A 24,956-nucleotide genomic window follows, 5' to 3' on the forward strand; every position below is an offset into this window, starting at 1 on the left:
GCAGGTCGCCCGGCAAACTGGCCGGGCAAACCTCATCAGCTTTTGGTTTTTACAAAGGCGCTTTTGTCGCCGCCAAACGGCACGGCCCCGCTGAACGGTTTTCCGTCGATAGCATCATGCATACGCAATGCTTCAGGACGCAGCCATCGCTGTACGCGGGACGGCATATCCAGCCCAATCAACAGGATCACCACAAAGGTCAGGCTGAAGGAGAGCGATCCCAGCGCGGTGCCCAGATCCAGACGCTGTGCGATCAGCGCCCCGAGGATAGGGGCCAGCGCGCCGCCCAGTGCGCCGACGTTATAGGTAAAGCCCAGACCTGCCGCTCGTTGGTCGGTATCAAAATAACCGCCAATGAGTTTCGGTAAGATCCCGGAGATCCCCTGCCCCAGCATCTGCTGGAAAAACAGTAGCAGACCCAGTACCCAGACGTTTGCGCCGCCAATCGCAAATACCGGAATGATCAGCACCTGGGAAGCCAGCAAACTGCAAACGTAGGCTTTGCGCGTACCCAGCCAGTCGCCGAGGAAACCGCCCACGCAGCAGCCGACTGCCGCCCCAAAGCCGCTAAAGAAAAGCACCTGCGCAACGGTGTGAGGATCGTAAGCCAGTTCAGTTTTCAGATACGTTGGCAGCAGCGCCTGAATCGGCCATGAATAGAGGAAAGCAAAGAGCACCACGATCATCAGCATCACGCCCGTTGGCCAGCGTTTGCCGCTGCTTTGCACCATAAAACTGATGAAGATAACGGCGCACAGTAACCCTAACACCGCCACGATCGCCGCGTTTTGCAGGTCGCCCGCAAAGCAGAACCACAGCGCGGTTGCGGCGGCGATCGTCATCAGCACATTGACGACGCGATGTTCGCCCCGGTAGAGAATATCCACCATCGTGCGCACCGGCGCTTTGCCTTCGTGTTTCTCTTTCCAGTCTTCCGCTTCAGGGATGTTTTTACGCAGCCAGAGCGCGAAAATGATCGGCAGAATGCCAATGAAGAACAGCGCGCGCCAGCCCCAGACCGGAACCACCAGGCTGTAAACCTGCGCCGCCACGACCGCCCCGACGGAGAAACCGGAAATCAGGAATCCACTGGCTTTATTACGTAAGTGCTTCGGCCAGCTTTCAATGACATAGGTGGCGCTGGAGCCATATTCGCCCGCCATTCCCATACCGATCACCAGACGGGCGATAAACATGGTGGTATAGCCGGGCGCAAAACCGCAGGCCAGCGTCCCCATAGAGAAAAGAATGATACTGGTGACCATCGCCAGACGTCGGCCATAGCGGTCACCCATTGCGCCCAACATCAGCCCGCCAAACCAGCGGGAAATAAACGCCGCCGAGATCAGGCTGGCCGCCTGAACCGTCGTTAACCCAAACTCGCCCTGCACTTCCGTCAGAACAAGGGCAATCAACACAAAATCAAAACCATCAAGCAAATATCCCAGCCAGGCGGCGGAAAATGCCCGCCACTGCGCCCGGTTGAGATGGCGATACCACGGGATATTCTGGGTAGAAGTACTCATTTTTCATTCTCCCGACGATTTTTATTGTCGCTTTGCCGGATGGCGGCTTCGCCGCGCCTTACCCGGCCTACGTTTCATATTTTGTAGGCCGGATAAGCGTTAGCGCTATCCGGCAACCGGTCAACCGCGTTCCTGCATTAACTGCTGCGCCAGCGCTTTCAGTTCAGGCAGATACTTCTCATCAACCGGCGCAAACGGCTTACGGCACAGCGGTACGGAGACCACGTCCATGTAGTGCAGCACCGTTTTCAGCCCACGGAACACGCCGGTTTTAATGAGCAGATCGATGACCTTATTGCACTCGGTTTGCAGATGCTGCGCTTTCGCTACATCGCCTTCCTGCAAAGCCTTAACAATCCCCTGATAACGCCAGCCCATAATGTTGTAAGTGCTGCCGATTCCCCCGTCTGCGCCTGCCAGCAGACCGGAAGCGAAGATTTCGTCATAACCGTTGTAGAGCACCAGATCAGGATGCGCACGGCGGATCTGCTCCATCTGATAGAGATCGCCGGAGGTTTGTTTCAGCGCGCCAACGCCGGGCAGCGTAACCAGCGTGTTGATTTGCTCCAGCGTCAGCTTCACGCCGCTCAGCGCAGGAATGTTGTACACCACCATCGGTAATCCTTCAGCGGAATCGATAATGGCGCGGTAGTGATCGCAATGCTCTTCAAAGCTAAACGGATAATAAAACGGCGTCACGGCGGAAACGGCATCAAAACCGTAACGATGCGCCGCGCTGGCCAGTTGCTGGCTCTCTTCGGTACTGACCGTACCGACATGGGCAATCAGCGTCACTTTGCCCTTCGCCTCTTCCGCCACAATTTCCAGGACCTGCTCCCTTTCTGCGCGGCTCTGAACGAACGCTTCCCCGGTCGAGCCGCCGACGTACAGCCCATCAATGCCCTGCGCAATGTTGAAACGCACCAGACGGCGCAGGCTCTCAATATCCAGTTTCTGCTGGTTATCAAAAGGAGTTAACAACGCTGGCATTACGCCTCGTAAATCTTTTGCCATAACGACCTCTGTCGATGATTAGTGTTATCTGACTACATACCTTTATACCTGTTATACCAGATCAAATAAGCAGCACCCCAGTACAGAACGCACAGAGTGCGATCTACTTCACTAAACGATCGTCAGGATCGCGATCGCTAACGCAATTTTTTCTTTTGATCGAAGGCGTGCCAGGTGGCGGATACGCTATTGAGGTGGGTTTGCAGCGCGCGGTCAGCTTCATCGGGATCGCGCCGACGAATAGCATCGACAATAGCGATATGCTCTTGATAGCTCACGCTATTATGCTCATGTAATTCCTGCCCGGAGACCGCAGGACGCGCAGCGATCAGCCAGTCCAGCAGCGCGACATGAATCGCCATGAAGATCGGATTGCCGGGGATTTCCGCCAGCACGCGGTGAAACTCGACGTCGGAACGAATGAAGAGCGCATTATCGTCCAGCGACTGGCTATTGATCTCCAGGGCTTTCGCCAGCAGATCAATTTGCTCATCCGTCGCGTGTTCCGCCGCATAGCGCACAAGGCTTGATTCAAAGAACAGGCGCAGTTGCTCAAAGTGGGCGATACCGCCGGGATGCGAGAGGAAATCTTTCGCCATGCCGGAAAGTTCGCTGATGATGGTATCAGCAGAAGGCCGCGACACGCGGGCGCGTTCGCCGTTATTGATTTGCACCAGACCTTTACGCTTGAGCGCGGCAAGCGCTTCACGCACCGATGGGCGGCCCACGTTGAAGAAGGTCATCAACTCCCGCTCAGACGGCAGCTGCTCCCCTTCGCCGAATTCACCGCGACGAATCATCTGCTCCAGCTCTTCTTCTACCATTTCCGACAGTTTTTTACGCGCCAGCGGACGGCTGCGCAAACTACGGCCGATGGTTGGCGGAGAATTTTCTGCTTGCGAATCAAATGCGTTCATAGCGTCCATTATGTAAATCGTCGAGGAAAACAGCAACTAAGGCCATCCTATCACAGGATCGAAAGTGGGGTGAAATCGTGGCAGGCGTGAAAAAAAACAGGCCCTCAGGGCCTGTCTGTCTTGGTTACTTCACTACGCGTAATGCGGGTCGACCACCACGCGGCGGCGGCGGATCGTCATCAGGATTGTTGTCATCGTCATGATCGGGCTTATCACCATCAATCACGGACATGACCGTTTCGCTCTCCGCGCCCGGCGTTACATCGTCATCATTTAAGCTGGCGACGTCTTCATCGTAAGCGGCTTCAGGTTCAAACATTGTGCCTGCGCCGTTTTCACGCGCATAGATCGCCAGTACCGCAGCCAGCGGTACGGAGACCTGGCGTGGGACGCCGCCAAAGCGCGCGTTGAAACGCACTTCGTCGTTGGCCAACTCCAGATTGCCAACCGCACGGGGAGCAATGTTCAGAACAATTTGCCCGTCGCGCGCATATTCCATAGGGACATGCACACCAGGCAGCGTCACATCCACCACCAGGTGCGGCGTGAGCTGGTTATCCAGCAACCATTCATAGAATGCACGCAGCAAATATGGACGGCGTGGGGATAGCTGTGACAAATCCATACTGATTAACCCCGACCGAGGCGCATTTCACGTTCAGCTTCAGTTAAAGAAGCGAGGAACGAGTCACGTTCAAAGACGCGGGTCATATAGCCTTTCAGCTCTTTAGCGCCCGCACCGCTGAACTCAATACCCAGTTGCGGCAAACGCCACAGCAGCGGCGCCAGATAGCAATCAACCAGGCTGAACTCATCGCTCAGGAAATACGGTTTTTGACCAAACACAGGCGCAATCGCCTGCAACTCTTCACGCAGTTGTTTACGCGCAACGTCAGCTTCAGAAGCGGACCCGTTCACGATGACGTTCATCAGCGTGTACCAGTCTTTTTCGATACGGTGCATGTACAGGCGGCTTTCGCCACGCGCAACCGGGTAAACCGGCATCAGCGGCGGATGAGGGAAACGCTCATCCAGGTATTCCATAATGATGCGAGATTCCCACAGGGTCAGCTCACGATCCACCAGGGTCGGTACGCTCTGACTCGGGTTGAGGTCAATCAGATCCTGAGGTGGGTTATCCTTCTCCACATGCTCGATCTCGAAACTAACACCTTTCTCCGCCAGCACAATGCGGACCTGATGGCTATAGATGTCAGTAGGACCAGAAAACAGCGTCATTACCGAACGTTTGTTGGCAGCGACAGCCATGAAAACCTCCAGGTATATTCAGAATTTTTACTGCTACCAGCCACCGCGTGGCCAGCCAGAAGTTATGTCACCCGCCTGCGGAAAAGTCATCATTGTTCAAAAAGCAAACAAAAAATGAACAATACCCGTTATTTGGGCAGAAAATTGGATGATAGTTTACCAGATTTTGTGACCTTTGTGGTGAGTCGATTCTGGAAATGGGGAAAAAGAGGTGGCAATCAGAGGATTACTTTGGACACACGCGCATTTTTTCCATAAAAAAACCCGCCGAAGCGGGTTTTTTCGCCAATGGTAATCTGCCGGAGCAGAAACCCATTAACGTTTGGAGAACTGCGGACGACGACGTGCTTTACGCAGACCGACTTTCTTACGTTCAACCTGACGAGCGTCACGAGTAACGAAGCCAGCTTTACGCAGTTCAGAACGCAGAGACTCGTCGTACTCCATCAGAGCGCGGGTGATACCGTGACGGATCGCACCAGCCTGACCAGAGATACCACCACCTTTAACAGTGATGTACAGATCCAGTTTCTCAACCATGTCGACCAGTTCCAGCGGCTGACGAACTACCATGCGGGCAGTTTCACGACCGAAGTACTGTTCCAGAGAACGTTGGTTGATAACGATTTTGCCGTTGCCCGGTTTGATGAACACGCGAGCTGCGGAACTTTTGCGGCGACCAGTGCCGTAGTATTGATTTTCAGCCATTGCCTATAATCCCGATTAGATGTCAAGAACTTGCGGTTGCTGTGCCGCGTGGTTGTGCTCGTTGCCAGCGTAAACTTTCAGTTTACGGAACATAGCACGACCCAGCGGGCCTTTTGGCAGCATGCCTTTAACCGCGATTTCAATCACACGCTCAGGACGGCGAGCAATCATCTCTTCAAAGGTCGCTTGTTTGATACCACCGATGTGACCGGTGTGGTGATAGTACACTTTGTCAGTACGCTTGTTGCCGGTTACAGCAACTTTGTCAGCGTTCAGAACGATGATGTAATCACCGGTATCGACGTGCGGAGTGTATTCCGCTTTGTGCTTACCGCGCAGGCGAAGAGCCAGTTCAGTAGCCAGACGGCCCAGAGTTTTACCGGTCGCGTCAACAACGTACCAGTCGCGTTTTACGGTTTCTGGTTTAGCTGTAAAAGTTTTCATTAAAAGCTTACCCAATAGATAGTTACACGTTGGTGAACACCCAAACGTTTTCAATTGTTGAGGTTCACACGACAAAGTCCGGCAAACCTACCCCTTCGAATAGCCAATGCCAGCACACAAAAAGTTTTGGGAAAAAAACTTTCTTGTAACGTGGGGTCGCAGGATTATAGAGAAGTCAGGGGCAAAGATCGACCCCTTTTTGTGATTTGCAATGGGTTTTGTGCGGGGCATTTCTGCCGGTCTGATAAGCGAAGCGTCACCAGGCAACCTGCGCCGGATGGCGGCGAAACGCCTTATCCGGCCTACGGCATATGCGAGCGTTTCAGATACTCCTCGCTCTGCATCTCCTGCAAACGCGACAAACAGCGCTGGAACTCAAACTTCAGGCGTTCGCCCTGATAGATCTCATATAAAGGCGCGTCGGCGCTCACCACCAGCTTCACATGGCGCTCGTAGAATTCATCCACCAGCGCGATAAAACGGCGCGCTTCGCTTTCCATCAGCGGCGTCATGACCGGTACATCAAACAGCAGAACCGTGTGGAACAGGCGCGACAGCGCAATATAGTCATGCTGGCTGCGAGCGTCCACGCATAAGGTGATGAAGGAGACCGCCAGCGTCTGGTTTTCCACCCCCATCGTCGGTAACGGACGATGATTCACCTCCAGCGTTGGCGCATTCTCACGTTTCGCACCGGCCAGCGCCAGCCAGAGTTTATCCATCTGTTGCTGCGTTTCGTCATTACGCGGCGAGAGCCACAAATGCGCCTGCGTCAGCGTGCGCAGACGATAATCCACCCCGGCATCCACATTCATAATGTCGCAATGCGCTTTGATAGCGTCGATAGCCGGAAGGAAGCGGGTACGTTGCAGGCCATTGCGGTACAGCTCATCCGGCGGGATGTTCGAGGTCGCCACCAGGGTAATGCCGCGGGCAAACAGCGCTTTCATTAAGCCGCCAAGCAGCATCGCGTCGGTGATGTCGGAAACAAAAAACTCATCAAAGCAGAGCACATCCGTTTCGGCTTTGAAACGGTCGGCAATAATCTCCAGCGGGTCGGTCTGCCCCTGTAGCGCCGTTAGCTCCTCATGCACGCGCAGCATAAAGCGGTGGAAATGCAGACGCTGTTTCCGCTCGCCCGGCAGACTATGATAGAAGAGATCCATCAGCCAGGTTTTCCCTCGCCCGACCCCGCCCCACATATACAGACCACGCACCGGCGCATTCGCTGACGGTTCACGTTTGCCAAGCAGTTTACCGAAACGGGCCATCAGTCCGCCGGTTTGCGGCGCCGGAGGCGTTTTGGCGATCAGCGCCTGGTAAATCGACTCCAGTCGGTTGACCGCATCTTTTTGCACGTCGTCGGGTTGATGGCTGCCATCGTTGAGGGCCTGAAGGTAACGCGATGTGGGGGAAATGCTTTGCATGATGTTATTGTTATTCCTTGAAAATCGATGTGCCGACGTTCACGGCTGACGAAAAAAAGGCCGTTCTACATTACGTGATATAAACACGGGATTCCACTTCTACGGGATTAGCGGTTATAGTGGCATAATCAGGCGCAGGCATGGAGCCTAAAGCCAACACCCTACGGAAACAAAAGACAACGGGAGATGTTCATGACCTGGGAATATGCGCTAATTGGGTTAGTCGTCGGTATCATCATTGGTGCCGTAGCCATGCGTTTTGGTAATCGTAAATTACGCCAACAGCAGGCATTGCAGTACGAACTGGAAAAGAATAAAGCTGAGCTGGAAGAGTATCGTGAAGAGCTGGTCAGCCACTTTGCCCGCAGCGCCGAGCTGCTGGATACCATGGCGCATGATTATCGTCAGCTGTATCAGCACATGGCGAAAAGCTCCAGCAGCCTGCTGCCGGAACTGTCTGCGGAATCGAACCCGTTCCGTAACCGTCTGGCGGAGTCTGAAGCCAGTAACGATCAGGCGCCGGTCCAGATGCCGCGTGACTATTCCGAAGGCGCTTCCGGCCTGCTGCGTAGTGGCGCAAAACGCGACTAATCGCACATCGTTAAGAAATTTTTCGGGCGCAGCGGTTGCGCCCGTCTCTTCTCTCCTGTCCCAGCTATTATTTAGTCATTAACCTCATTGTTACCAGGCCGAAAATTCAATAACATCAAACTGTTTTGAATCGTCTTTCCGTTCACTCAAGGTACGAGAGCAGGCTCCATGAAAAAACAAATCCCGTTGTTAAGTGCATTAGCGTTAAGTGTCGGGTTAACGCTCTCGGCACCGTTTCAGGCCGTCGCATCGATACCCGCGCAGATTCCCGGTCAGGCGGCGCTCCCTAGTCTCGCGCCAATGCTGGAAAAAGTGCTGCCGGCCGTGATTAGCGTGAAGGTTGAGGGAACCGCGACCCAAAGCCAGAAGGTTCCAGAAGAGTTTAAAAAGTTTTTTGGCGACGAGTTGCCTGATCAACCCTCTCAGCCGTTCGAAGGGCTGGGGTCGGGCGTCATCATTGACGCCGCCAAAGGCTACGTTCTGACCAATAACCATGTCATTAATCAGGCACAGAAGATCAGCGTTCAGTTAAATGACGGACGCGAGTTTGACGCTAAACTGATCGGCAGCGACGACCAGAGCGACATCGCGCTGCTGCAAATCCAGAACGCCAGCAACCTGACGCAAATCGCCATCGCCGACTCCGACAAACTGCGCGTCGGCGACTTTGCCGTCGCGGTAGGCAACCCGTTTGGTCTGGGGCAAACCGCCACCTCCGGCATTGTCTCCGCGCTTGGCCGGAGCGGGCTGAATCTGGAAGGGCTGGAAAACTTTATTCAGACCGACGCCTCGATTAACCGCGGCAACTCCGGCGGCGCGCTGCTGAATCTCAACGGCGAGCTGATCGGCATCAACACCGCTATTCTGGCACCTGGCGGCGGTAGCATCGGCATTGGGTTTGCGATTCCGAGTAATATGGCGCGCACGCTGGCGCAACAGCTGATTCAGTTTGGTGAAATTAAACGCGGCCTGCTGGGAATTAAAGGCATGGAATTGACCGCCGATATCGCCAAAGCCTTCAAGCTGGATGTACAGCGCGGGGCGTTCATCAGCGAAGTGCTCCCGGGTTCAGGTTCCGCGAAAGCGGGTGTGAAATCCGGCGACGTGATCACCAGTCTCAACGGCAAGCCGCTGAGCAGCTTTGCCGAACTGCGCTCACGCATCGCAACGACGGAACCCGGCACGAAAGTGAAGCTCGGTCTGTTACGCGACGGCAAACCGCTGGAAGTCGAAGTCACCCTCGACACCAGCACGTCATCCTCCGCCAGCGCGGAGATGATCGCCCCGGCATTGCAGGGCGCAACGCTGAGCGATGGTCAGTTAAAAGACGGCAATAAAGGCATCAAAATTGATAACGTTGAAAAAAGCAGTCCCGCCGCCCAGGCCGGTTTGCACAAAGATGACGTGATCATTAGCGTTAACCGCGATCGCGTGCACTCGATTGCGGAAATGCGCAAAGTGCTGGAAGCGAAACCGTCGATTATTGCGCTACAGGTCGTACGCGGTAACGAGAACATTTACCTGCTCCTGCGTTAAGTCATCGTTAACCGGACATCAGCCCCGCGTGCGATGTCCGGTTAACTCGTGGTATGCTGCTGCCGTTCCCTTTTTTAATGACGCCTCCATCATGTTTGTGAAGATCTTACGTTCGGTCGCAATTGGTCTTATTGTGGGTGCCATTCTGTTGGCGGCCATGCCCTCGCTGCGCAAAATAAATACCCTGACCACACCGCAATTCGACAGCGCGGATGAGACGCCAGCCAGCTATAATTCGGCGGTTCGCCGCGCCGCGCCTGCCGTCGTCAACGTTTATAACCGCAGTATGAACAGCACCACGCATAATCAGCTTGAGATCCGCACGTTGGGATCGGGCGTGATCATGGATCAGCGCGGTTACATCATCACCAATAAGCATGTGATCAACGATGCGGATCAGATCATCGTCGCCCTACAGGATGGACGCGTGTTTGAAGCGCTGCTGGTTGGTTCGGATACGCTGACGGATCTGGCGGTGTTAAAGATTAATGCCACGGGTGGTCTGCCGACAATCCCGATCAACACGAAACGCTCACCGCATATTGGTGATGTGGTTCTGGCCATCGGCAACCCGTATAACCTGGGGCAGACCATTACTCAGGGGATCATCAGCGCCACCGGGCGTATCGGTCTGAACCCGACCGGACGACAAAACTTCCTGCAAACGGACGCCTCCATCAACCACGGTAACTCCGGCGGAGCGCTGGTTAACTCGCTGGGCGAACTGATGGGCATTAACACCCTGTCATTTGATAAGAGTAACGACGGCGAGACGCCGGAAGGGATCGGTTTTGCAATCCCGTTCCAGTTAGCGACCAAGATTATGGATAAGCTGATCCGCGATGGTCGCGTGATTCGCGGTTATATCGGCATCGGTGGGCGAGAAATCGCGCCGCTGCATGCGCAGGGCGCCGGAATGGATCAAATCCAGGGGATTGTGGTCAATGAAGTGTCGCCGGACGGCCCGGCTGCGCAGGCGGGTATTCAGGTCAATGATGTGATCATTTCAGTCAACAACAAACCTGCCGTTTCCGCTCTGGAGACCATGGATCAGGTTGCTGAAATACGTCCAGGTTCGGTGATCCCGGTGATTGTGATGCGTGACGATAAAAAGCTGACGCTCCAGGTCACCATTCAGGAATACCCGGCGACAAATTAACGTAATAAAAAAACCGGAGTCATCTCCGGTTTTTTACTGTGTCTCGGTTAACTTGTAGGCCGGATAAGGTGTTTACACCGCCATCCGGCATTATCGCCAGGCCTGACAGCGACGCAAACGCGTCTTATCCGGCCTGCACAAAAGCGCTTACTTGTTAACGAACTCTTCGCCCAGGGCGATATCTTTTTTCAGCGTATCCAGCATACCTTCCAGCGCATTCTGTTCAAACGCGCTCAGTTTGCCGATAGACTTGCGCTCTTCCACGCCGTTTTTACCCAGCAGCAACGGCTGAGAGAAGAAACGCGCATACTGGCCGTCACCTTCAACGTAGGCACATTCCACCACGTCCTTCTCGCCTTGCAGCGCGCGCACCAGAGAAAGACCAAAGCGCGCAGCAGCCTGACCCATAGACAGGGTTGCCGATCCGCCGCCAGCCTTCGCTTCAACCACTTCCGTACCCGCATTCTGGATACGTTTGGTCAGGTCAGCCACTTCCTGCTCGGTGAAGCTGACGCCCGGGATCTGCGACAGCAGCGGCAGAATGGTCACGCCAGAGTGACCGCCGATAACCGGAACTTCAACGTCGGTCGGCAGTTTGCCTTTCAGTTCCGCGACAAAGGTGTTGGAGCGGATGATGTCCAGCGTGGTCACGCCAAACAGTTTGTTCTTGTCGTAAACGCCGGCTTTTTTCAGCACTTCAGCAGCGATAGCGACGGTAGTGTTCACCGGGTTGGTGATGATGCCCACACAGGCTTTCGGACAGGTCGTTGCGATCTGTTGTACCAGGTTCTTCACGATACCTGCGTTGACGTTAAACAGGTCGGAACGATCCATACCCGGTTTACGCGCCACGCCAGCCGAGATCAGTACGACGTCTGCGCCTTCAAGCGCCGGGGTCGCGTCTTCGCCGGAGAAACCTTTGATTTTTACTGCTGTAGGGATATGGCTCAAGTCAACGGCCACACCTGGGGTCACTGGAGCGATGTCGTACAGGGAGAGTTCTGAACCTGAAGGCAGTTGGGTTTTTAACAGTAGTGCAAGCGCCTGGCCGATACCGCCGGCAGCGCCGAGGACTGCGACTTTCATCCTAAACTCCTTATTATATTGATAAGCTAAGTGTTTGTTGCTCCGCGGCGGCGACCATAATTCACAAATCCAATGAATACAACCACCACGCGTCAAGAATGCGTAGTCACGCAAATTTGGCTTTTATGCATTTAACTTACGTAATAGAAAAGCTAATTTACGTAATTCAAAAGCGCCTGAACCACAGAACAACTTTCCAACAGGTGCTGACAATATACTCTACTGCCCCTCCAAAACAACATCAATTTGATAACATTTAATTTACTTTTAAGCTTATTTGCGCGCCGTGACGCAGGCATGTTTCTTGATAACGGAATTTGATAGAATTCCGCTCTTTCATAACATTATTTCAGCCTCCGGTGAGGCAGACTGTTTGCATAAAAATTCATCTGTATGCATAATAATGTTGTTTCCATCCTCATATTACGGGTGACTTATGCGAAGCTCGGCTAAACAAGAAGAATTAGTCAAGGCGTTCAAAGCGCTACTCAAAGAAGAAAAATTCAGTTCACAGGGCGAAATCGTCCTCGCGTTACAGGATCAGGGCTTTGATAACATCAACCAGTCCAAGGTCTCGCGCATGCTGACCAAGTTCGGCGCGGTGCGTACCCGCAACGCAAAAATGGAGATGGTCTACTGTCTCCCGGCTGAGCTAGGCGTGCCAACCACCTCCAGCCCTTTAAAGAATCTGGTGTTAGATATCGACTACAACGATGCTGTTGTGGTGATCCATACCAGTCCTGGCGCCGCACAGCTGATCGCGCGTCTGCTGGACTCGCTGGGGAAAGCGGAAGGCATCCTCGGGACCATTGCCGGTGACGACACCATTTTCACCACTCCCGCGAATGGCTTTACGGTGAAAGATCTGTACGAAGCCATTCTGGAACTGTTCGAACAAGAGCTGTAATCCCTTCTCCCCGTCGTTAAGCGCGACGGGGAAAAAACCTGCCGCCACCTCTTCCGCCGTCATTTTCCACTGCCTGTCATTTAACAAATAGTGCGTTTAACCGTCAAAAATCATTTACATGGTGAATGTGCATTGGAAAAAACGCACAAATTGCAAAATTTCATATCCTTATGATTTTATTGAATTTAATCTTAACAGCATGCTTTTTAACACGTTTTTAATTCCATACGGTTATAAAAAAACAAATCATTAACACACAATAACCCATGAAACCATTAGCGTGGTATTAATTAATCGCGTGATTAGTGTATACTTGATTTTGTGATGAGGGTCACGAAACACAGACCCTAATAAAAGAATTCGACGAGGTAAAAATCATGAAAATCAAAACTACTGTTGCAGCATTAAGCGTTCTGTCCGTTCTCTCTTTTGGCGCATTCGCAGCCGAATCCATCAACGCAGAACAAGCGCAAGGCCGTCAGGCTATCGGCTCTGTTTCCGTAAGCGCTATCGGTTCTTCCCCGATGGATATGCATGAAATGCTGAACAAAAAAGCAGAAGCAAACGGCGCATCCGCCTATCAGATTACTGAAGCACGTAGCGGTGACAACTGGCACGCTACGGCAGAACTTTACAAATAAACCCTCGTCGTCTAGTCCGACGACTTGCCCCCGACTGCCGGGGGCTTTTTTATGTTTGTCGTCACGAATGGCGAACATTAAACCGCAGCTGTCCTTCCAGTTCCTCTTCTGCTTCATCAAACAGCAAAATCAACGCGCCGTAGCGCCTGCGCAGTTTTTCCGGCAGATGAACAAACTCAATCTCCAGCGGCAATGGCAGCACCTCGCTCATGAGAGTATCCCATAGAGAATCAAGATCGCCGACTTTCTCTCTGGCAAGGCCAAACATCCGCGTAAACTCGCGGTAAAAATCGTTCTGGTCTTCTATTTCATCAAAATCAAAGGTATAGATGTTCATAGCCAGCCACCATCCCCGACGCAGTCACATTACAGGCCGCCGATGTGCAGGGTCTTCACTTCCAGAAACTCTTCAAGCCCCAGCACCGATCCTTCACGTCCCAGACCCGACTCTTTCACCCCGCCAAATGGCCCCAGCTCGGTTGATACGGCGCATTCATTAATCCCAATCATGCCGCTTTCAATCGCCTGGGAAACACGGAATACGCGTTGTAAATTTTGCGTGTAGAAGTAAGCCGCCAGGCCAAACGGCGTATTGTTGGCGCGCTGAATGACCTCGTCTTCACTGGTAAAACGAAAGCAGGCCGCGACCGGCCCGAAGGTCTCTTCACTGGCCAGTTTCATCCCATCGCTACAGTCGCCCAGTACGGTGGGCTGCCAGAAATTCCCGCCTAACGAATGCGCTTTAGCGCCTGCCAGCACCTTCGCCCCTTTTGCGATAGCGTCCTCAACGTGCTCACGCACTTTATCGACAGCCGCCGGTTCAATCAGCGGGCCGACGATCACGCCCTCCTCCAGACCATTTCCGACCTTCAGTTTTTGTACGGCATCCGCCAGCTTGCGGGTAAATTCGTCATAGACCGACTCATGGATATAGAAACGGTTAACGCTGACGCACACCTGCCCCGCGTTGCGGAATTTATTGGCGATCGCCCCCTGTACCGCAGCGTCAATATCCGCATCGTCAAACACGATATACGGCGCATTGCCCCCCAGTTCCATCGAGACTTTCTTCATCGTGTCAGCCGCATTACGCACCAGCGTTTTCCCAACGGCGGTCGATCCGGTAAAGGAGATTTTGCGCACCTCGTGGCTGACCATAATGGCGTCGCTGATCTCTGGGGTATTGCCCGCGACGGCGTTCAACACGCCGTCAGGTACGCCAGCTTTCTTCGCCAGCGTCAGTAGGGCGAATGCGCTAAGCGGCGTGTTATTCGCCGGTTTAATGACCCCCGTACAGCCTGCCGCCAGCGCCGGGCCTAATTTACGGGTCAACATTGCCATCGGGAAGTTCCACGGCGTAATCGCCGCCACGACGCCAATCGGTTCACGGGTGGCAAAGATCCGCGATCCGGGTTTGATCGGCGGGATTATTTCACCATTCGCCCGCTTGGCCTGTTCAGCAAACCACTGGATGAAACTGGCGGCGTACTCCACTTCGCCTTCCGCCTCTTTCAACGGCTTCCCCTGCTCAGTGGTCATCAGACGGCCCAGCCAGGATTTATGCTCAATGATCAGTTCATACCAGCGATACAGAATGGCCGAGCGCTCTTTTGCCGTTTTGGCCCGCCAGGCAGGGAAGGCTTTTGCCGCCGCCGCAATCGCCTCTTCGGTCTCTTTTTTACCGGCTTTGGCGACGGCGGCTATCGTTTCACCGGTTGCCGGATTAAGAACATCGAAGGTGTTATCCAGCGTTTTCCAAAGTCCATCAACCAGATATCCCGTCTGAAAAAGTTCGTTGTCCTGGAGCGTTTGCATGGTTCTTTCTCCTCCTGATGTCATGTTTTCCGCACGTCAGATAAGTATAGCCACAAAAAAACCGACGCTTTTGGCGTCGGCTCCTGAGTGTTAGTTATCCGTCAAGGCGTGCTGATATTTGTGCAACATGCCAGATAGTCGTTTTACCGGCTCCGTCACCCGTGGCGGCGCTTCCCAGACTCGCAATTTTTCCTGATAGACATCAAGCTCATCCAGCAGTTGTCCAAAGTAGCGCCGACGCTTATCGTCATTTCCGGCTGAAATCACATGATCGGCCGTACGCCGGAGCTGGCGGTGAAAAGCAGATAAATCATGATTGACCGGGATGGGCGCATCACGCAGACGTTGGTGCGCAATGATCATCGTCAGCGCCAGACGAAACTTCGGCAGGTCGCCCGGGAATTTGTTCATTAACAAGAACAACTGCTGATACAGCGCCGGAAGGTGGTTCTCTTTACGGCGCACAACGTTGGTGGTCATCGCAGACACCGCTGCGGAAACGAACTGGTTAAGCAGCACACGTCCGGTTCTGTCGCGTGAATTATCACGAACTAACAGAATGACGATAAACGCCATCATGCACCCCACAATCTGCCCGAGCGCGCTGTCAAGGAACTGGCTGAAGTGGAAGGTCATCGGGTTGTCCAGCACGATGATGTTAATGGTACTGGCCAGCGCCCCCATCGAACCCAACCGCCGTTTCTGGACTTCGATCCCGAGGAAGAATCCCAGCACCGCCAGGCTCAGACACAGCAGCAACATGCTTTGCTGCGTATTCGGGATGATCACTAAAAAATAGAGCAGACCCAACGGCAGCGCCGCCAGCGTCCCGTAAATAAAGTCGATTGCGACCATGCGCGGGTTGGGTAAGCGCATCGCCAGCGACGTGACGACCGCAATCATCACCATCGCGCCACTTCCCGACGTCCAGCCCGTCCACAGCCAGAATAAGGTGCCCAGCACACAGGACAGCGTGGTGCGCCAGAAGTTAACCATCGCGTGATGGCGCTCGGCAGATTCCACCTTCACGACGGGCTCGCCCTGCAACACTTCCTCTTCCGTCACGCTGATTTTGGCGTTGCCAATCACGCCGCGCTTTAGCAGCAGATAGCGCGTCGCCGCACCGGCCCAGGTGTAAAGGGTTACGGGCGTTTCACGTTCGCCGGTCCAGGCGATGATGCGGCGCATCCGCTTAAGCTGTTTATGTACGTCCTGCGCGGTTTCGACGGGCGTTTCGAACAGCTCGCGGAAAGTGTCGGTGATCAACTCCGGGTGAGTGTTTTGAATCAGGTATGTTTCACAGGACTGGGTGATCAGCGTCAACGAGAGCGTATTCAGCGCTTTCAGGCGGCGGTTGGCGCGCCCCCAGCGCGATGACTCCATATTGAGATTGCTGCGCATGCCTTCCAGCGCCGCCGTCCGCCGCACCAGATCGCCCCAGGCTTTGTCCACTTCCTCACTGTCGCCGTGCTTAATACACAGCTGCATCAGCTGGTATTGCGCCACCAGCAGGCCGTCGACTTCACGATCCACTTCCTGTTTCACTGAACGCGGCGAAAAGAGCAGATCCGCCATAATAGCGCAGACGATACCAATCACGATCTCGCTGCAACGTTCAACCGCGAACTGCGGCGTCAGTAGTGGCTCCGCCTGAATGGTAATGACGATGATCAGCGCCGTATACCCGGACAGCCCCCATGCATAGGAGTTTTCAACCCGTACCAGCGAGGAGATCCAGGTACAAAATCCCGCCCAGATACAGCACACCAGAATCATTAATAACGGCGCGCGAATCATGGTGATGATAATGGTCAGCGCGGCGATACAGCCAATAAATGTCCCGATGATACGCAGCATCCCGCGATAGCGAATCGCGCCGGAATAGGGTTCCCCACCGGCGGCGAATGCCGGGCCTGCGGCGACAATCGCGGCGGTCAGCACCGCCCAGCGCGGCGTCTCAAGCTGAAAGTGAAAGCCAACAAACAGCGCCAGGACGATGGCGCATGCCAGTTTTACCGCAAAGCGGATATGCTGGTTGGCAATGGAGAAGATACCCATGGTGATTAACCAAACTCGCGCAGACGGTGCGCCATTTTACGGAAGAAGGAGTCCTGCGTTTCATCACGATCCTGCTTGCCGGTAATCACAACGGTTGCGGTTGTCCCGGCAGGCCACAGGTTGTCCTGCTGATCGTCCAGACGGATACGTACCGGAACACGCTGCGCCAGACGTACCCACTCCAGATTGGAGTCGATGGTCGCCATCCCTTTGGCGTCACGCGTGCTGCTGGCGTTAGTGACCCCAGCCGCCACGCTGTCAACGGTGCCTTTCAACACCTTGTTACTGCCAAGCGGCGTTATCTCTGCGCGATAGCCTGGACGGACGCCTTCCAGTTTGGTCTCTTCCATATAGGCCAGCACGTAGAAAGAGTGCTGTTTCACCAACGCAACCGCCGTTGAGCCACGGGTAATAAACTCGCCGGTGTAGACGTTCAGGTTGGTGACCCAACCGTCAGCAGGGGCGCGAATCACGGTACGTTCGAGGTCTAATTTTGCCAGATCGCGCGTCGCCTGCGCTTTGGCAAGCTGATGTAATACGGTTTGCAGAACGTTATTGGCCTGATCGATCTCTTCACGCGACATCGCCTGGACGCCAAGGCGGTTACGGCGGCCAGCCTCCTGACGTTTTTCCTGTGCCAGCACCTGGTAGTAGGCAACATCAGCTTCCGCTTCTTCGAGGGCTTTTTTATAGCGCGGCTGATCGATGGTGAACAGTATCTGGTCTTTCTTCACCAGCTGGTTATCATGCACACTCACGTTGGTGATAAGGCCCGCGACGTCTGGCGCAATGGCAACCACGTCGGCACTGAAGCGCGCGTCACGCGTCCACGGCGACTCGGTGTAATAGACCCAGGCACGGAAAATTGCGATGAAGGCCAGAATGACCAGTACGAGCGTGATGGCCGTACGAGAGAGTTTTCTTGTTAGTGTTTTCACTTCTACCTCAAACGAACAAGCGCGATATTAAATAGAACAGGCAGCAATACAGCGCGGTATTAAACAGAGCCGGATGCCAGACGAAGTCATAAATGCCGGTTGGAACCAGCATCCGGCGCACCAGCCAGAAAATCGCCAGTGACAAAAGCAATTCGAAAAATATCGGTGGGAAGGAGAGACCAAACACCACGATAACGGGAAACAGACTCATGTTGACCTTGATTTATAAAGAGAGTGCAGGCGATACAGTTTTCAGCCAATGCCACCGCAGGGAAGGGCGTGGAAAGCCAGGCGAGAGCGGCATAGCGGTTATTTGAATAATAATATATTAACGTAACTGTTATGCTGTTATCTATAATATGTGATCTAAATCACTTTTAAGCCAGAGTGAATAATGGAAAGATTAAAACGCATGTCGGTGTTCGCCAAAGTCGTTGAATTTGGCTCCTTTACCGCCGCTGCCAGACAGCTACAAATGAGCGTTTCCTCTATCAGCCAGACCGTGGCAAAACTGGAAGATGAGCTACAGGTTAAGCTGCTAAACCGCAGTACGCGCAGCATTGGGCTGACCGAGGCCGGTAAAATTTATTATCAGGGTTGCCGTCGGATGCTGCACGAAGTGCAGGATGTCCATGAGCAGCTTTATGCCTTCAACAACACGCCTATCGGCACCTTGCGAATTGGTTGTTCTTCAACCATGGCACAAAATGTCCTCGCCGGGTTAACGGCCAAAATGCTGAAAGAGTACCCTGGCCTGACGGTTAACCTGGTGACCGGCATCCCGGCGCCGGACCTGATCGCCGATGGTCTGGACGTGGTGATTCGCGTCGGTGCGTTGCAGGACTCCAGCCTGTTTTCACGCCGTCTGGGGGCAATGCCGATGGTGGTGTGCGCCGCCAAAAGTTATCTCGCGCAATTTGGCGTGCCGGAAAAACCCGCCGACCTCAGCAATCACTCATGGCTGGAATACAGCGTGCGCCCGGATAACGAGTTTGAGTTGATTGCGCCGGAAGGGATCTCCACCCGGCTGATCCCACAAGGGCGCTTCGTCACCAACGATCCGATGACGCTCAGCCGCTGGCTGACCGCAGGCGCCGGGATCGCCTACGTTCCGTTGATGTGGGTGATCAATGAGATCAACAGCGGAGAGCTGGAGATCCTGCTGCCCCGCTACCAGTCCGATCCACGCCCGGTTTACGCGCTGTATACCGAAAAAGATAAGTTGCCGCTGAAGGTGCAGGTGGTGATTAACTATCTGACAGACTATTTTGTCGATGTCGCGCAGCTATTTCAGGGAATGTACGGTCGAGGGAAAGAGAAGTGATCAACAGCCCGACTACAGAACAGGCAGGCCGGATAAGGCGTTCACGCCGCGCCCGGCAAAATGCCCGATAACGCAATGGCGTATCGGGCCTACAAAACGACTTTACGCGGTGCCGCCCACGGTCAGGTTATCCACTTTTAACGTCGGTTGGCCCACGCCTACCGGAAGACTCTGCCCTTCTTTACCGCAGACGCCAACGCCGTTATCCAGTTTCAGATCGTTCCCGACCATAGAGATCTGCTGCATCGCTTCGATACCAGAACCAATCAGCGTCGCCCCTTTCACGGGTTTCGTCACCTTACCGTTTTCGATCAGGTACGCTTCTGAAGTCGAGAACACAAACTTCCCGGAGGTGATATCCACCTGCCCGCCGCCAAAGTTAGGCGCATAGATACCGTATTCCACAGACTCGATAATCTCCTGCGGCGTGGATTTCCCGGCCAGCATATAGGTGTTGGTCATACGCGGCATCGGCAGATGCGCATATGATTCACGACGTCCGTTACCGGTCGGCGCAACGCCCATCAGACGCGCGTTGAGTTTATCCTGCATGTACCCTTTCAGGATGCCGTTTTCAATCAACACATTGTACTGGCCCGGCGTACCTTCATCATCAATGGCGACCGAACCACGGCGATCGGCGATCGTGCCGTCATCAACCACGGTACACAGTTCAGACGCGACCAGTTCACCGATATGGCCGCTGAACACCGACGTACCGCGACGGTTGAAATCCCCTTCCAGTCCGTGGCCTACCGCTTCGTGCAGCAGCACGCCAGGCCAGCCCGCGCCCAGCACAACGGGTAATGTTCCCGCCGGAGCGGCAACCGCCGACAGATTCACCAGCGCCATGCGCACCGCCTCTTTCGCCCAGGCATCGGCGCGTACTTCACCGTCCAAATCGCCTAAGAAAAAGTCATAACCAAAACGACCGCCGCCGCCGCTGGAGCCGCGCTCGCGTTTACCGTCTTCCTCTACCTGCACGCTGACAGACAGACGCACCAGCGGGCGCACATCCGCCGCCAGCGTACCGTCGGTCGCCGCCACCAGAATCAGCTCATACACACCGGTCAGGCTGGCCGTCACTTCCTGTACGCGCTTGTCGGCTTCACGCGCCGCCTTGTCCACGCGACGCAGAATGTCGAGTTTCTCTTCGCGGCTCATGCTCTGTAGCGGGTCAATGGCGGTATAGAGCATCGGGTGCTCTACCGCGCCCAGTGTTTTTACTTTGCCGTCGCCGCTGTCGCGCACGATGGTACGCGCGGCCTGCGCGCTCTGCTCCAGCGCTTGCAGGCTGATCTGATCGGCATAGGCAAACCCTGTTTTTTCACCATTGATAGCGCGCACGCCAACGCCCTGATCGATGTTGTAAGAACCATCTTTGATGATGCGATCTTCTAAAACCCAGGATTCGTGATAGCTCGACTGAAAATAGAGATCGCCGTAATCGAGACGGCGTTCGGCCAGTTGGCCCAGAATGGCAAACAAATCCTGATGGTTCAGGCCGTTCGCCGCTAGCAATTGTTCACTTACCAGGTTCAGACTCATCGTTTTGCTACTCGTTAGTTACTGTTGTAGGCCTGATAAGACGCGCCTGCGTCGCCATCAGGCGCTTCAATGCCGGACTGCGGTAGAAGTTATGTAGGCCGGATAAGCGCAGCGCCATCCGGCTTTTGCAGTTCGTCATTCATTTCTATTTACTGAGATTGGGGCAATTACTCGCCCCCGTCAAATCATTGCTGGCTTTCTTTACGCGGCTGGCGCAGGACTTCGTTAATCTGCGGTTTGTCTACCGGGCCCGTGATGCGATAGCGCAGAATGGAGACTTTGCTCCACAACGGCCCCAACACTTTACTCGCGGCAAATACCGCCGCCCCGACAATCGGGTTCACCGCAAACGCGGCGGCAACCCCTACCGTGGCGGAGATTTCCGGTGCGACGACGGCTTCAATATCGAGTTCCCGACGCACCAGATTGACAGAACCTTTCATGGCGATGTCGGCCTCCAGCCCATCCACCAGCGTATCGTCAGTGTGCATCACGCCGTCTTTGATCCACGCCGTACTGCGAATAGAGTCAAAGTAGAAACCGTCACTGAACGTATCGCTAAAATCAAACCGCAGCTTACGCAGCAGTGCGTCAAAGCTCAGCAGACGCAGAAGCTGCCCCGCATGACCGGTGCTCAGCTCGGTAATTTCACCTTTCCCCAGGCGGGTACGTAAAATGCCATTAAGGGAAGCCTCATCCGGCTGCCAGGGCAGGTTACGCCAGTGTAAGTCATAGTCCACGTTAAACGAGGCGTTGCGGATAGGGGTTGAAACGCCAAAGAATCCCGCTGCGGCATCAATTTTATGGCCGCGCAGTTTCCCCTTCAGCGACGTGCGCTCGCTACCCGGCGTGTTCACCCAGACACCCTCAGCCGTCAGCCGGGAGAAGCCCGTATCCAGCAGCCCGTTACTCAGGGTCAGCGTATTTCCCTGAATCGCGACGTCGCCGTCAATACGCCCATATTTTTGCCCCCACAGCCAGCATTCAACGCAGCGTAACTGCACATCAGGCCAGCCGCGGAAACTGACTCGCTCAAGGGAGGAGAACGGCGAGGTCGCCTGCGCGCCGTCTGTACGCTTCGCCGCGCTCGGGTTGTAATACAGGTATTTGATGTTCGCCTGCCACGGGGCATTATTGCGTATCGCCAGCGTGGCGTTAACCTCGCGCCCCTGCGCTTCGACCTTCTGACCATTCAGCGACGGCTCAGAGACAATGCTCAGGTTATTCCACTGTTGCCCGCCCAGCGACAGCGAAGGCGTTCGTAGCGTCACGCGCTGCGGCAAACTGGTCTTTGCGCCAACGTTATCCGCCGCGCCTTTCTGGAACAGCGCCAGCCACTCTGCGCCATCCATTGCCGGAAGATTAAGCTCAACGCCTTGTCGGTCAGGCAATGTCGGCGTGGTGCGACTATCCGTTGTCCAGATTGCCCGATCCAGCGTCAGTTTCTGATTCAGCAGCCAGCGGCTGTTAAAGTGATTATTTTTCCCGGCGCTGCCGGTCAGCGCGAAGCTACGCAAGTTACCGTCAGCCTTAATGCTCACCGGCAAGGATTCCCCGGCCTGCTTGTCGAGCGGTGACGGTAAGTGACTGCTCACATTCTTCAGGTCGCCTTTCAGTTCTACGTTGTATGTCGCACCAGAGTGATAAGGAAGCGCAATGCCCACTTTACCGTTCCACGCCATACCGCCGCTTATAGCATCGTTCACCTGCGCAGGTAGCACGCCCATACGGCCCGGCTGCCAGTTGCCGTCAAGGTTGACGTCGACCTGATAGGCCTTTTCCCCTTCATTGGTGGAGAAATCCACGTTCAACGGCTGATTAAACCAGTTTGCCGTTAACGGTTCGCTCTTAAGATTGCCGTTGTTGAAGCTGAACTTACCGCTCAGGTTCTTCAGCGTGCTGTCGAGCGGCTTAATGAACAAACTATTATTATGCAGCAAGACGTCCCCTTTGGCGGTGACCAGCTCGCCATCCAGCGGAATATCAAGATGTAAGCGAGCATTCACATCGCCATCAATCTGGAGTTGCTCCAGCGTGGCGCCGAGAGAATCTTTCAGCGGCGTGTCGTCAAAATACGGGCCGACCGCTTTACCCGGCCCATTGATATCGGCATCAATCAGCAGCTTTTCTTTGGCATAGTCCGGGATTATTGCGGTCAGATTGCTGGCCTTAACACCACCCAGATTGACGCTATCCGCCTTCATCCACAGGCCGTCGTTCAGGAAGTCCAGCTCAATGTTGAGGTCGGTCAGCGCGGGCCAGTCCGGCTGGAAAGCAAACTTCGCGTTACGCAGCGGCACCAGCACTTCAAACTGACCTTCATTATGTTTGTAGGGGAAAAGGTGTGGATTGCCGCCATACACCAGCGTGGCGTTATCCGCTTCGCCGCCCTGAATCGCGCCGCTAAGGTAATCAACCAGCTCTTTGCCCATCAGGTTTTCCGGGAAATAACGCCAGGCCTGTGAACCGTCATCGGTGCTGATCCCTGCCAGAATCCCCAGCCAGGGCTCCTCTCCGGCGGGTTGCAGGTAACGAAAACCGCCGCGCGCATGTACGGCTTTCGCTTTCACATCGATGTTGCGCCCGTCCAGCTGAAACCCTTTGTCATTCTTCAGCCAGGTGAGCGTCGCCACGCCGTTTTCAATTTCCAGCGGTGCGCGAAAGACGGTTTCATACGGCATTTCGGCCTGCTGCATCGAGGCGGTCAGCGCGCCGTTTTCCACGCTGCCGGACAAGGTGCCGGAGAAGTGTTCCGCGCCCGGTAAGAGCTTCCACTGCTTCCAGGCGAGGTTATCCCACGACGCCTGGAAACGCGTTTTCTCCGTCGCCTGTAGCGGGATATCCAGCGCGAGGGTGTCTATTTTTCCGCGTGGCTGTGTGGCCTGCCAGATGTCGCCCAGCGCAGGCGAGAGTTTCGCCGCCACCGGACGCAGCCCGTCCATATCAGCCAGTTCAAGGTTACTGGCGCGAATACGCAATTCATCGCTGCGTATGTTGTTCTGACCGCCAACTTCTTGTTCCGGCACCCAGGCCAGCGTTAACGCGCCGCGCGGCCAGGGTTTGCTATCCAGCGTGATACGCGTGTCAGGAATATAAAACTGCCAGCCCGGCTGTTCGCGCGTAATGTGCGCGGTCAGGTTATCAACGGAAAGCGTGTGCGAATGATTATCGCCCTGCCAGCTCGCGCCGCCCTGCTTAAGCCAGATATCGCCGCTGGAGACTTCGCCTTTCGTGAGCGTCATCCAGCCTTCCAGGCTAAAGCGCGCGGTTTGCAGCGCCACGTTATCCTGCATCCATTTGCCCAGCCACGGCTTCACGTCAATATCGTCGGCCTGTAGCCAGACCCGACCATTGTTCAGCAGCCCGTCGTCGTCACGCAGATCCATACGAACCTGCATCACGCCATGCTGCCCGGTCAGGCTGGAGAGGCTGACCTGACCTTCCGCGCGGTGCCTGTCTTTGCCGTTCAACCAGGTAAGCTGCGGGATCGCCAGTTCGGCTCGCTGGCCTGATAAGGTCAGAAAGCTAATTTGACTGTCCCGGAGATCGAAGTGATCAAACTGACGCAGGAAAAGATCGCTAATACGGTTGGTTTCAATGCCTTCGTCGCTGTCGCTGCGTTGGATCGGCGTATTGGTGCGGATGTGCAGTTGCCAGAAGGTGAGGTCGCGAAACTGCCAGCGCATGTGCAACAGGCTTTGCCAGACATCCAGCGCCAGCGTGACGCGCTTTACTGAAAGCTCGCCGCCATCTTTCAAACTGGCATGGATGTCCCGGGCCTCAAGCGTGGGGCCAAAGGTTTGCCAGTTCGCATGCAACTGGCTGGCGGCAACAGGAATACCCGTGGCAGATTCAATTTTGCTGAGGATCGCCGGGCGCCAGCTATCCAGATGGGGGAGCGCAAGGCGCAATCCACTGATCAGCAGCGCAACGACGACGACGAGCGCGGCTCCAGTGAGCAGTAATATCCCCGGCAATCGCCTCACGCGTCTCTCCTTGTCTGCCAAAAATGTGACTCACAAACCCGTTATCCGGCCTGGAAACGGCG

22 protein-coding genes are annotated in these 24,956 nt (G+C 54.8%); 6 read left to right on the plus strand and 16 right to left on the minus strand.

The genetic code is table 11. The features are described 5' to 3' along the window. Positions 1-35: 35 nt before the first annotated feature. From nanT to zapE, 8 genes are all read right to left on the minus strand, one after another. The gene (gene nanT / locus OGX75_RS13685) at positions 36-1,526 is read right to left on the minus strand and encodes a sialic acid transporter NanT (protein ID WP_012135356.1); all 1,491 of its coding nucleotides are present in this window, start codon (positions 1,524-1,526) and stop codon (positions 36-38) included. Positions 1,527-1,646: 120 nt separating this feature from the next. Continuing rightward, on the minus strand, positions 1,647-2,540 hold the full coding sequence (gene nanA / locus OGX75_RS13690; protein ID WP_047460947.1) for an N-acetylneuraminate lyase: 894 nt from the start codon (positions 2,538-2,540) through the stop codon (positions 1,647-1,649). Between the two features lie 137 nt (positions 2,541-2,677). Next, entirely contained in the window at positions 2,678-3,466 is a 789-nt protein-coding gene (nanR, locus tag OGX75_RS13695) for a transcriptional regulator NanR (RefSeq protein WP_012135359.1), read from the minus strand. Positions 3,467-3,581: 115 nt separating this feature from the next. After that, complete coding sequence (sspB, locus tag OGX75_RS13700) at positions 3,582-4,082, minus strand: ClpXP protease specificity-enhancing factor (protein WP_012135360.1); 501 nt, start codon at positions 4,080-4,082, stop codon at positions 3,582-3,584. A 5-nt stretch (positions 4,083-4,087) separates the two neighbouring features. Next, a complete protein-coding gene (gene sspA / locus OGX75_RS13705; protein WP_012135361.1) occupies positions 4,088-4,726 on the minus strand; it encodes a stringent starvation protein SspA in 639 nt (212 codons plus the stop codon). Positions 4,727-5,041: 315 nt separating this feature from the next. Next, positions 5,042-5,434, minus strand: a complete 393-nt coding sequence (rpsI, locus tag OGX75_RS13710; protein ID WP_000829818.1) for a 30S ribosomal protein S9 — start codon at positions 5,432-5,434, stop codon at positions 5,042-5,044. Between the two features lie 15 nt (positions 5,435-5,449). Then, positions 5,450-5,878 (minus strand): 50S ribosomal protein L13, encoded by a 429-nt coding sequence (rplM, locus tag OGX75_RS13715; RefSeq protein WP_000847556.1) that lies wholly within the window; start codon positions 5,876-5,878, stop codon positions 5,450-5,452. Between the two features lie 302 nt (positions 5,879-6,180). Beyond that, positions 6,181-7,305 (minus strand): cell division protein ZapE, encoded by a 1,125-nt coding sequence (gene zapE, locus OGX75_RS13720; RefSeq protein WP_110493747.1) that lies wholly within the window; start codon positions 7,303-7,305, stop codon positions 6,181-6,183. A 192-nt stretch (positions 7,306-7,497) separates the two neighbouring features. Here zapE and zapG point away from each other — a divergent pair, with 192 nt between their 5' ends. The 3 genes from zapG to degS all read left to right on the plus strand — a co-directional run bounded on the left by zapG (position 7,498) and on the right by degS (position 10,591). Continuing rightward, positions 7,498-7,896, plus strand: coding sequence for a Z-ring associated protein ZapG (gene zapG / locus OGX75_RS13725; protein WP_042292056.1), 399 nt, complete (start codon positions 7,498-7,500; stop codon positions 7,894-7,896). A gap of 168 nt (positions 7,897-8,064) precedes the next feature. After that, a complete protein-coding gene (gene degQ, locus OGX75_RS13730) occupies positions 8,065-9,432 on the plus strand; it encodes a serine endoprotease DegQ (protein ID WP_049010581.1) in 1,368 nt (455 codons plus the stop codon). 91 nt (positions 9,433-9,523) lie between these two features. After that, positions 9,524-10,591: an outer membrane-stress sensor serine endopeptidase DegS gene (gene degS, locus OGX75_RS13735; protein WP_012135367.1), complete on the plus strand. Its 1,068-nt coding sequence runs from the start codon at positions 9,524-9,526 to the stop codon at positions 10,589-10,591. Positions 10,592-10,738: 147 nt separating this feature from the next. On the opposite strand, the gene mdh is transcribed toward degS, so the two are convergent. Beyond that, positions 10,739-11,677, minus strand: coding sequence for a malate dehydrogenase (mdh, locus tag OGX75_RS13740; protein ID WP_012135368.1), 939 nt, complete (start codon positions 11,675-11,677; stop codon positions 10,739-10,741). A 436-nt stretch (positions 11,678-12,113) separates the two neighbouring features. Between mdh and argR the strand changes: the two genes are divergently transcribed. Next, positions 12,114-12,584, plus strand: coding sequence for a transcriptional regulator ArgR (argR, locus tag OGX75_RS13745; protein WP_012135369.1), 471 nt, complete (start codon positions 12,114-12,116; stop codon positions 12,582-12,584). A 377-nt stretch (positions 12,585-12,961) separates the two neighbouring features. Beyond that, positions 12,962-13,225 carry a peroxide/acid stress response protein YhcN gene (yhcN, locus tag OGX75_RS13750; RefSeq protein ID WP_012135371.1) on the plus strand — a complete coding sequence of 88 codons (264 nt, stop codon included), beginning with the start codon at positions 12,962-12,964 and terminating at the stop codon, positions 13,223-13,225. Between the two features lie 61 nt (positions 13,226-13,286). On the opposite strand, the gene OGX75_RS13755 is transcribed toward yhcN, so the two are convergent. From OGX75_RS13755 to aaeX, 5 genes are all read right to left on the minus strand, one after another. Beyond that, entirely contained in the window at positions 13,287-13,562 is a 276-nt protein-coding gene (locus OGX75_RS13755; protein ID WP_047460936.1) for a barstar family protein, read from the minus strand. A gap of 29 nt (positions 13,563-13,591) precedes the next feature. Continuing rightward, complete coding sequence (locus OGX75_RS13760; RefSeq protein WP_286451095.1) at positions 13,592-15,040, minus strand: NAD-dependent succinate-semialdehyde dehydrogenase; 1,449 nt, start codon at positions 15,038-15,040, stop codon at positions 13,592-13,594. A 90-nt stretch (positions 15,041-15,130) separates the two neighbouring features. After that, on the minus strand, positions 15,131-17,098 hold the full coding sequence (aaeB, locus tag OGX75_RS13765) for a p-hydroxybenzoic acid efflux pump subunit AaeB (RefSeq protein WP_012135374.1): 1,968 nt from the start codon (positions 17,096-17,098) through the stop codon (positions 15,131-15,133). A gap of 5 nt (positions 17,099-17,103) precedes the next feature. Further along, the gene (aaeA, locus tag OGX75_RS13770) at positions 17,104-18,036 is read right to left on the minus strand and encodes a p-hydroxybenzoic acid efflux pump subunit AaeA (RefSeq protein WP_012135375.1); all 933 of its coding nucleotides are present in this window, start codon (positions 18,034-18,036) and stop codon (positions 17,104-17,106) included. A gap of 7 nt (positions 18,037-18,043) precedes the next feature. After that, a complete protein-coding gene (aaeX, locus tag OGX75_RS13775; protein WP_000051840.1) occupies positions 18,044-18,247 on the minus strand; it encodes a p-hydroxybenzoic acid efflux pump operon protein AaeX in 204 nt (67 codons plus the stop codon). Between the two features lie 183 nt (positions 18,248-18,430). Here aaeX and aaeR point away from each other — a divergent pair, with 183 nt between their 5' ends. Then, entirely contained in the window at positions 18,431-19,360 is a 930-nt protein-coding gene (gene aaeR / locus OGX75_RS13780; protein WP_049010571.1) for an HTH-type transcriptional activator AaeR, read from the plus strand. Between the two features lie 102 nt (positions 19,361-19,462). Here the strand turns inward: aaeR and tldD are convergent, their stop codons facing one another. Then, positions 19,463-20,908 carry a metalloprotease TldD gene (gene tldD, locus OGX75_RS13785; RefSeq protein ID WP_047460926.1) on the minus strand — a complete coding sequence of 482 codons (1,446 nt, stop codon included), beginning with the start codon at positions 20,906-20,908 and terminating at the stop codon, positions 19,463-19,465. 185 nt (positions 20,909-21,093) lie between these two features. Further along, positions 21,094-24,894, minus strand: coding sequence for an AsmA2 domain-containing protein YhdP (gene yhdP, locus OGX75_RS13790; protein ID WP_286451091.1), 3,801 nt, complete (start codon positions 24,892-24,894; stop codon positions 21,094-21,096). Positions 24,895-24,956 lie beyond the last annotated feature (62 nt).

It is taken from the genome of Citrobacter sp. CK199 (assembly GCF_030333285.1).
Classification (GTDB): domain Bacteria; phylum Pseudomonadota; class Gammaproteobacteria; order Enterobacterales; family Enterobacteriaceae; genus Citrobacter_B; species Citrobacter_B koseri.

What these genes read in the sequence shown, in the direction of transcription:
- argR (WP_012135369.1), top strand. Translation starts at nt 12,114, where the DNA reads ATGCGAAGCTCGGCTAAACAAGAAGAATTAGTCAAGGCGTTCAAAGCG.
- aaeR (WP_049010571.1), top strand. Translation starts at nt 18,431, where the DNA reads ATGGAAAGATTAAAACGCATGTCGGTGTTCGCCAAAGTCGTTGAATTT.
- degS (WP_012135367.1), top strand. Translation starts at nt 9,524, where the DNA reads ATGTTTGTGAAGATCTTACGTTCGGTCGCAATTGGTCTTATTGTGGGT.
- rplM (WP_000847556.1), bottom strand. Translation starts at nt 5,878, where the DNA reads ATGAAAACTTTTACAGCTAAACCAGAAACCGTAAAACGCGACTGGTAC.
- rpsI (WP_000829818.1), bottom strand. Translation starts at nt 5,434, where the DNA reads ATGGCTGAAAATCAATACTACGGCACTGGTCGCCGCAAAAGTTCCGCA.
- sspB (WP_012135360.1), bottom strand. Translation starts at nt 4,082, where the DNA reads ATGGATTTGTCACAGCTATCCCCACGCCGTCCATATTTGCTGCGTGCA.
- sspA (WP_012135361.1), bottom strand. Translation starts at nt 4,726, where the DNA reads ATGGCTGTCGCTGCCAACAAACGTTCGGTAATGACGCTGTTTTCTGGT.
- mdh (WP_012135368.1), bottom strand. Translation starts at nt 11,677, where the DNA reads ATGAAAGTCGCAGTCCTCGGCGCTGCCGGCGGTATCGGCCAGGCGCTT.
- degQ (WP_049010581.1), top strand. Translation starts at nt 8,065, where the DNA reads ATGAAAAAACAAATCCCGTTGTTAAGTGCATTAGCGTTAAGTGTCGGG.
- OGX75_RS13755 (WP_047460936.1), bottom strand. Translation starts at nt 13,562, where the DNA reads ATGAACATCTATACCTTTGATTTTGATGAAATAGAAGACCAGAACGAT.
- nanA (WP_047460947.1), bottom strand. Translation starts at nt 2,540, where the DNA reads ATGGCAAAAGATTTACGAGGCGTAATGCCAGCGTTGTTAACTCCTTTT.
- zapG (WP_042292056.1), top strand. Translation starts at nt 7,498, where the DNA reads ATGACCTGGGAATATGCGCTAATTGGGTTAGTCGTCGGTATCATCATT.
- tldD (WP_047460926.1), bottom strand. Translation starts at nt 20,908, where the DNA reads ATGAGTCTGAACCTGGTAAGTGAACAATTGCTAGCGGCGAACGGCCTG.
- yhcN (WP_012135371.1), top strand. Translation starts at nt 12,962, where the DNA reads ATGAAAATCAAAACTACTGTTGCAGCATTAAGCGTTCTGTCCGTTCTC.
- aaeB (WP_012135374.1), bottom strand. Translation starts at nt 17,098, where the DNA reads ATGGGTATCTTCTCCATTGCCAACCAGCATATCCGCTTTGCGGTAAAA.
- OGX75_RS13760 (WP_286451095.1), bottom strand. Translation starts at nt 15,040, where the DNA reads ATGCAAACGCTCCAGGACAACGAACTTTTTCAGACGGGATATCTGGTT.
- zapE (WP_110493747.1), bottom strand. Translation starts at nt 7,305, where the DNA reads ATGCAAAGCATTTCCCCCACATCGCGTTACCTTCAGGCCCTCAACGAT.
- aaeX (WP_000051840.1), bottom strand. Translation starts at nt 18,247, where the DNA reads ATGAGTCTGTTTCCCGTTATCGTGGTGTTTGGTCTCTCCTTCCCACCG.
- nanR (WP_012135359.1), bottom strand. Translation starts at nt 3,466, where the DNA reads ATGGACGCTATGAACGCATTTGATTCGCAAGCAGAAAATTCTCCGCCA.
- nanT (WP_012135356.1), bottom strand. Translation starts at nt 1,526, where the DNA reads ATGAGTACTTCTACCCAGAATATCCCGTGGTATCGCCATCTCAACCGG.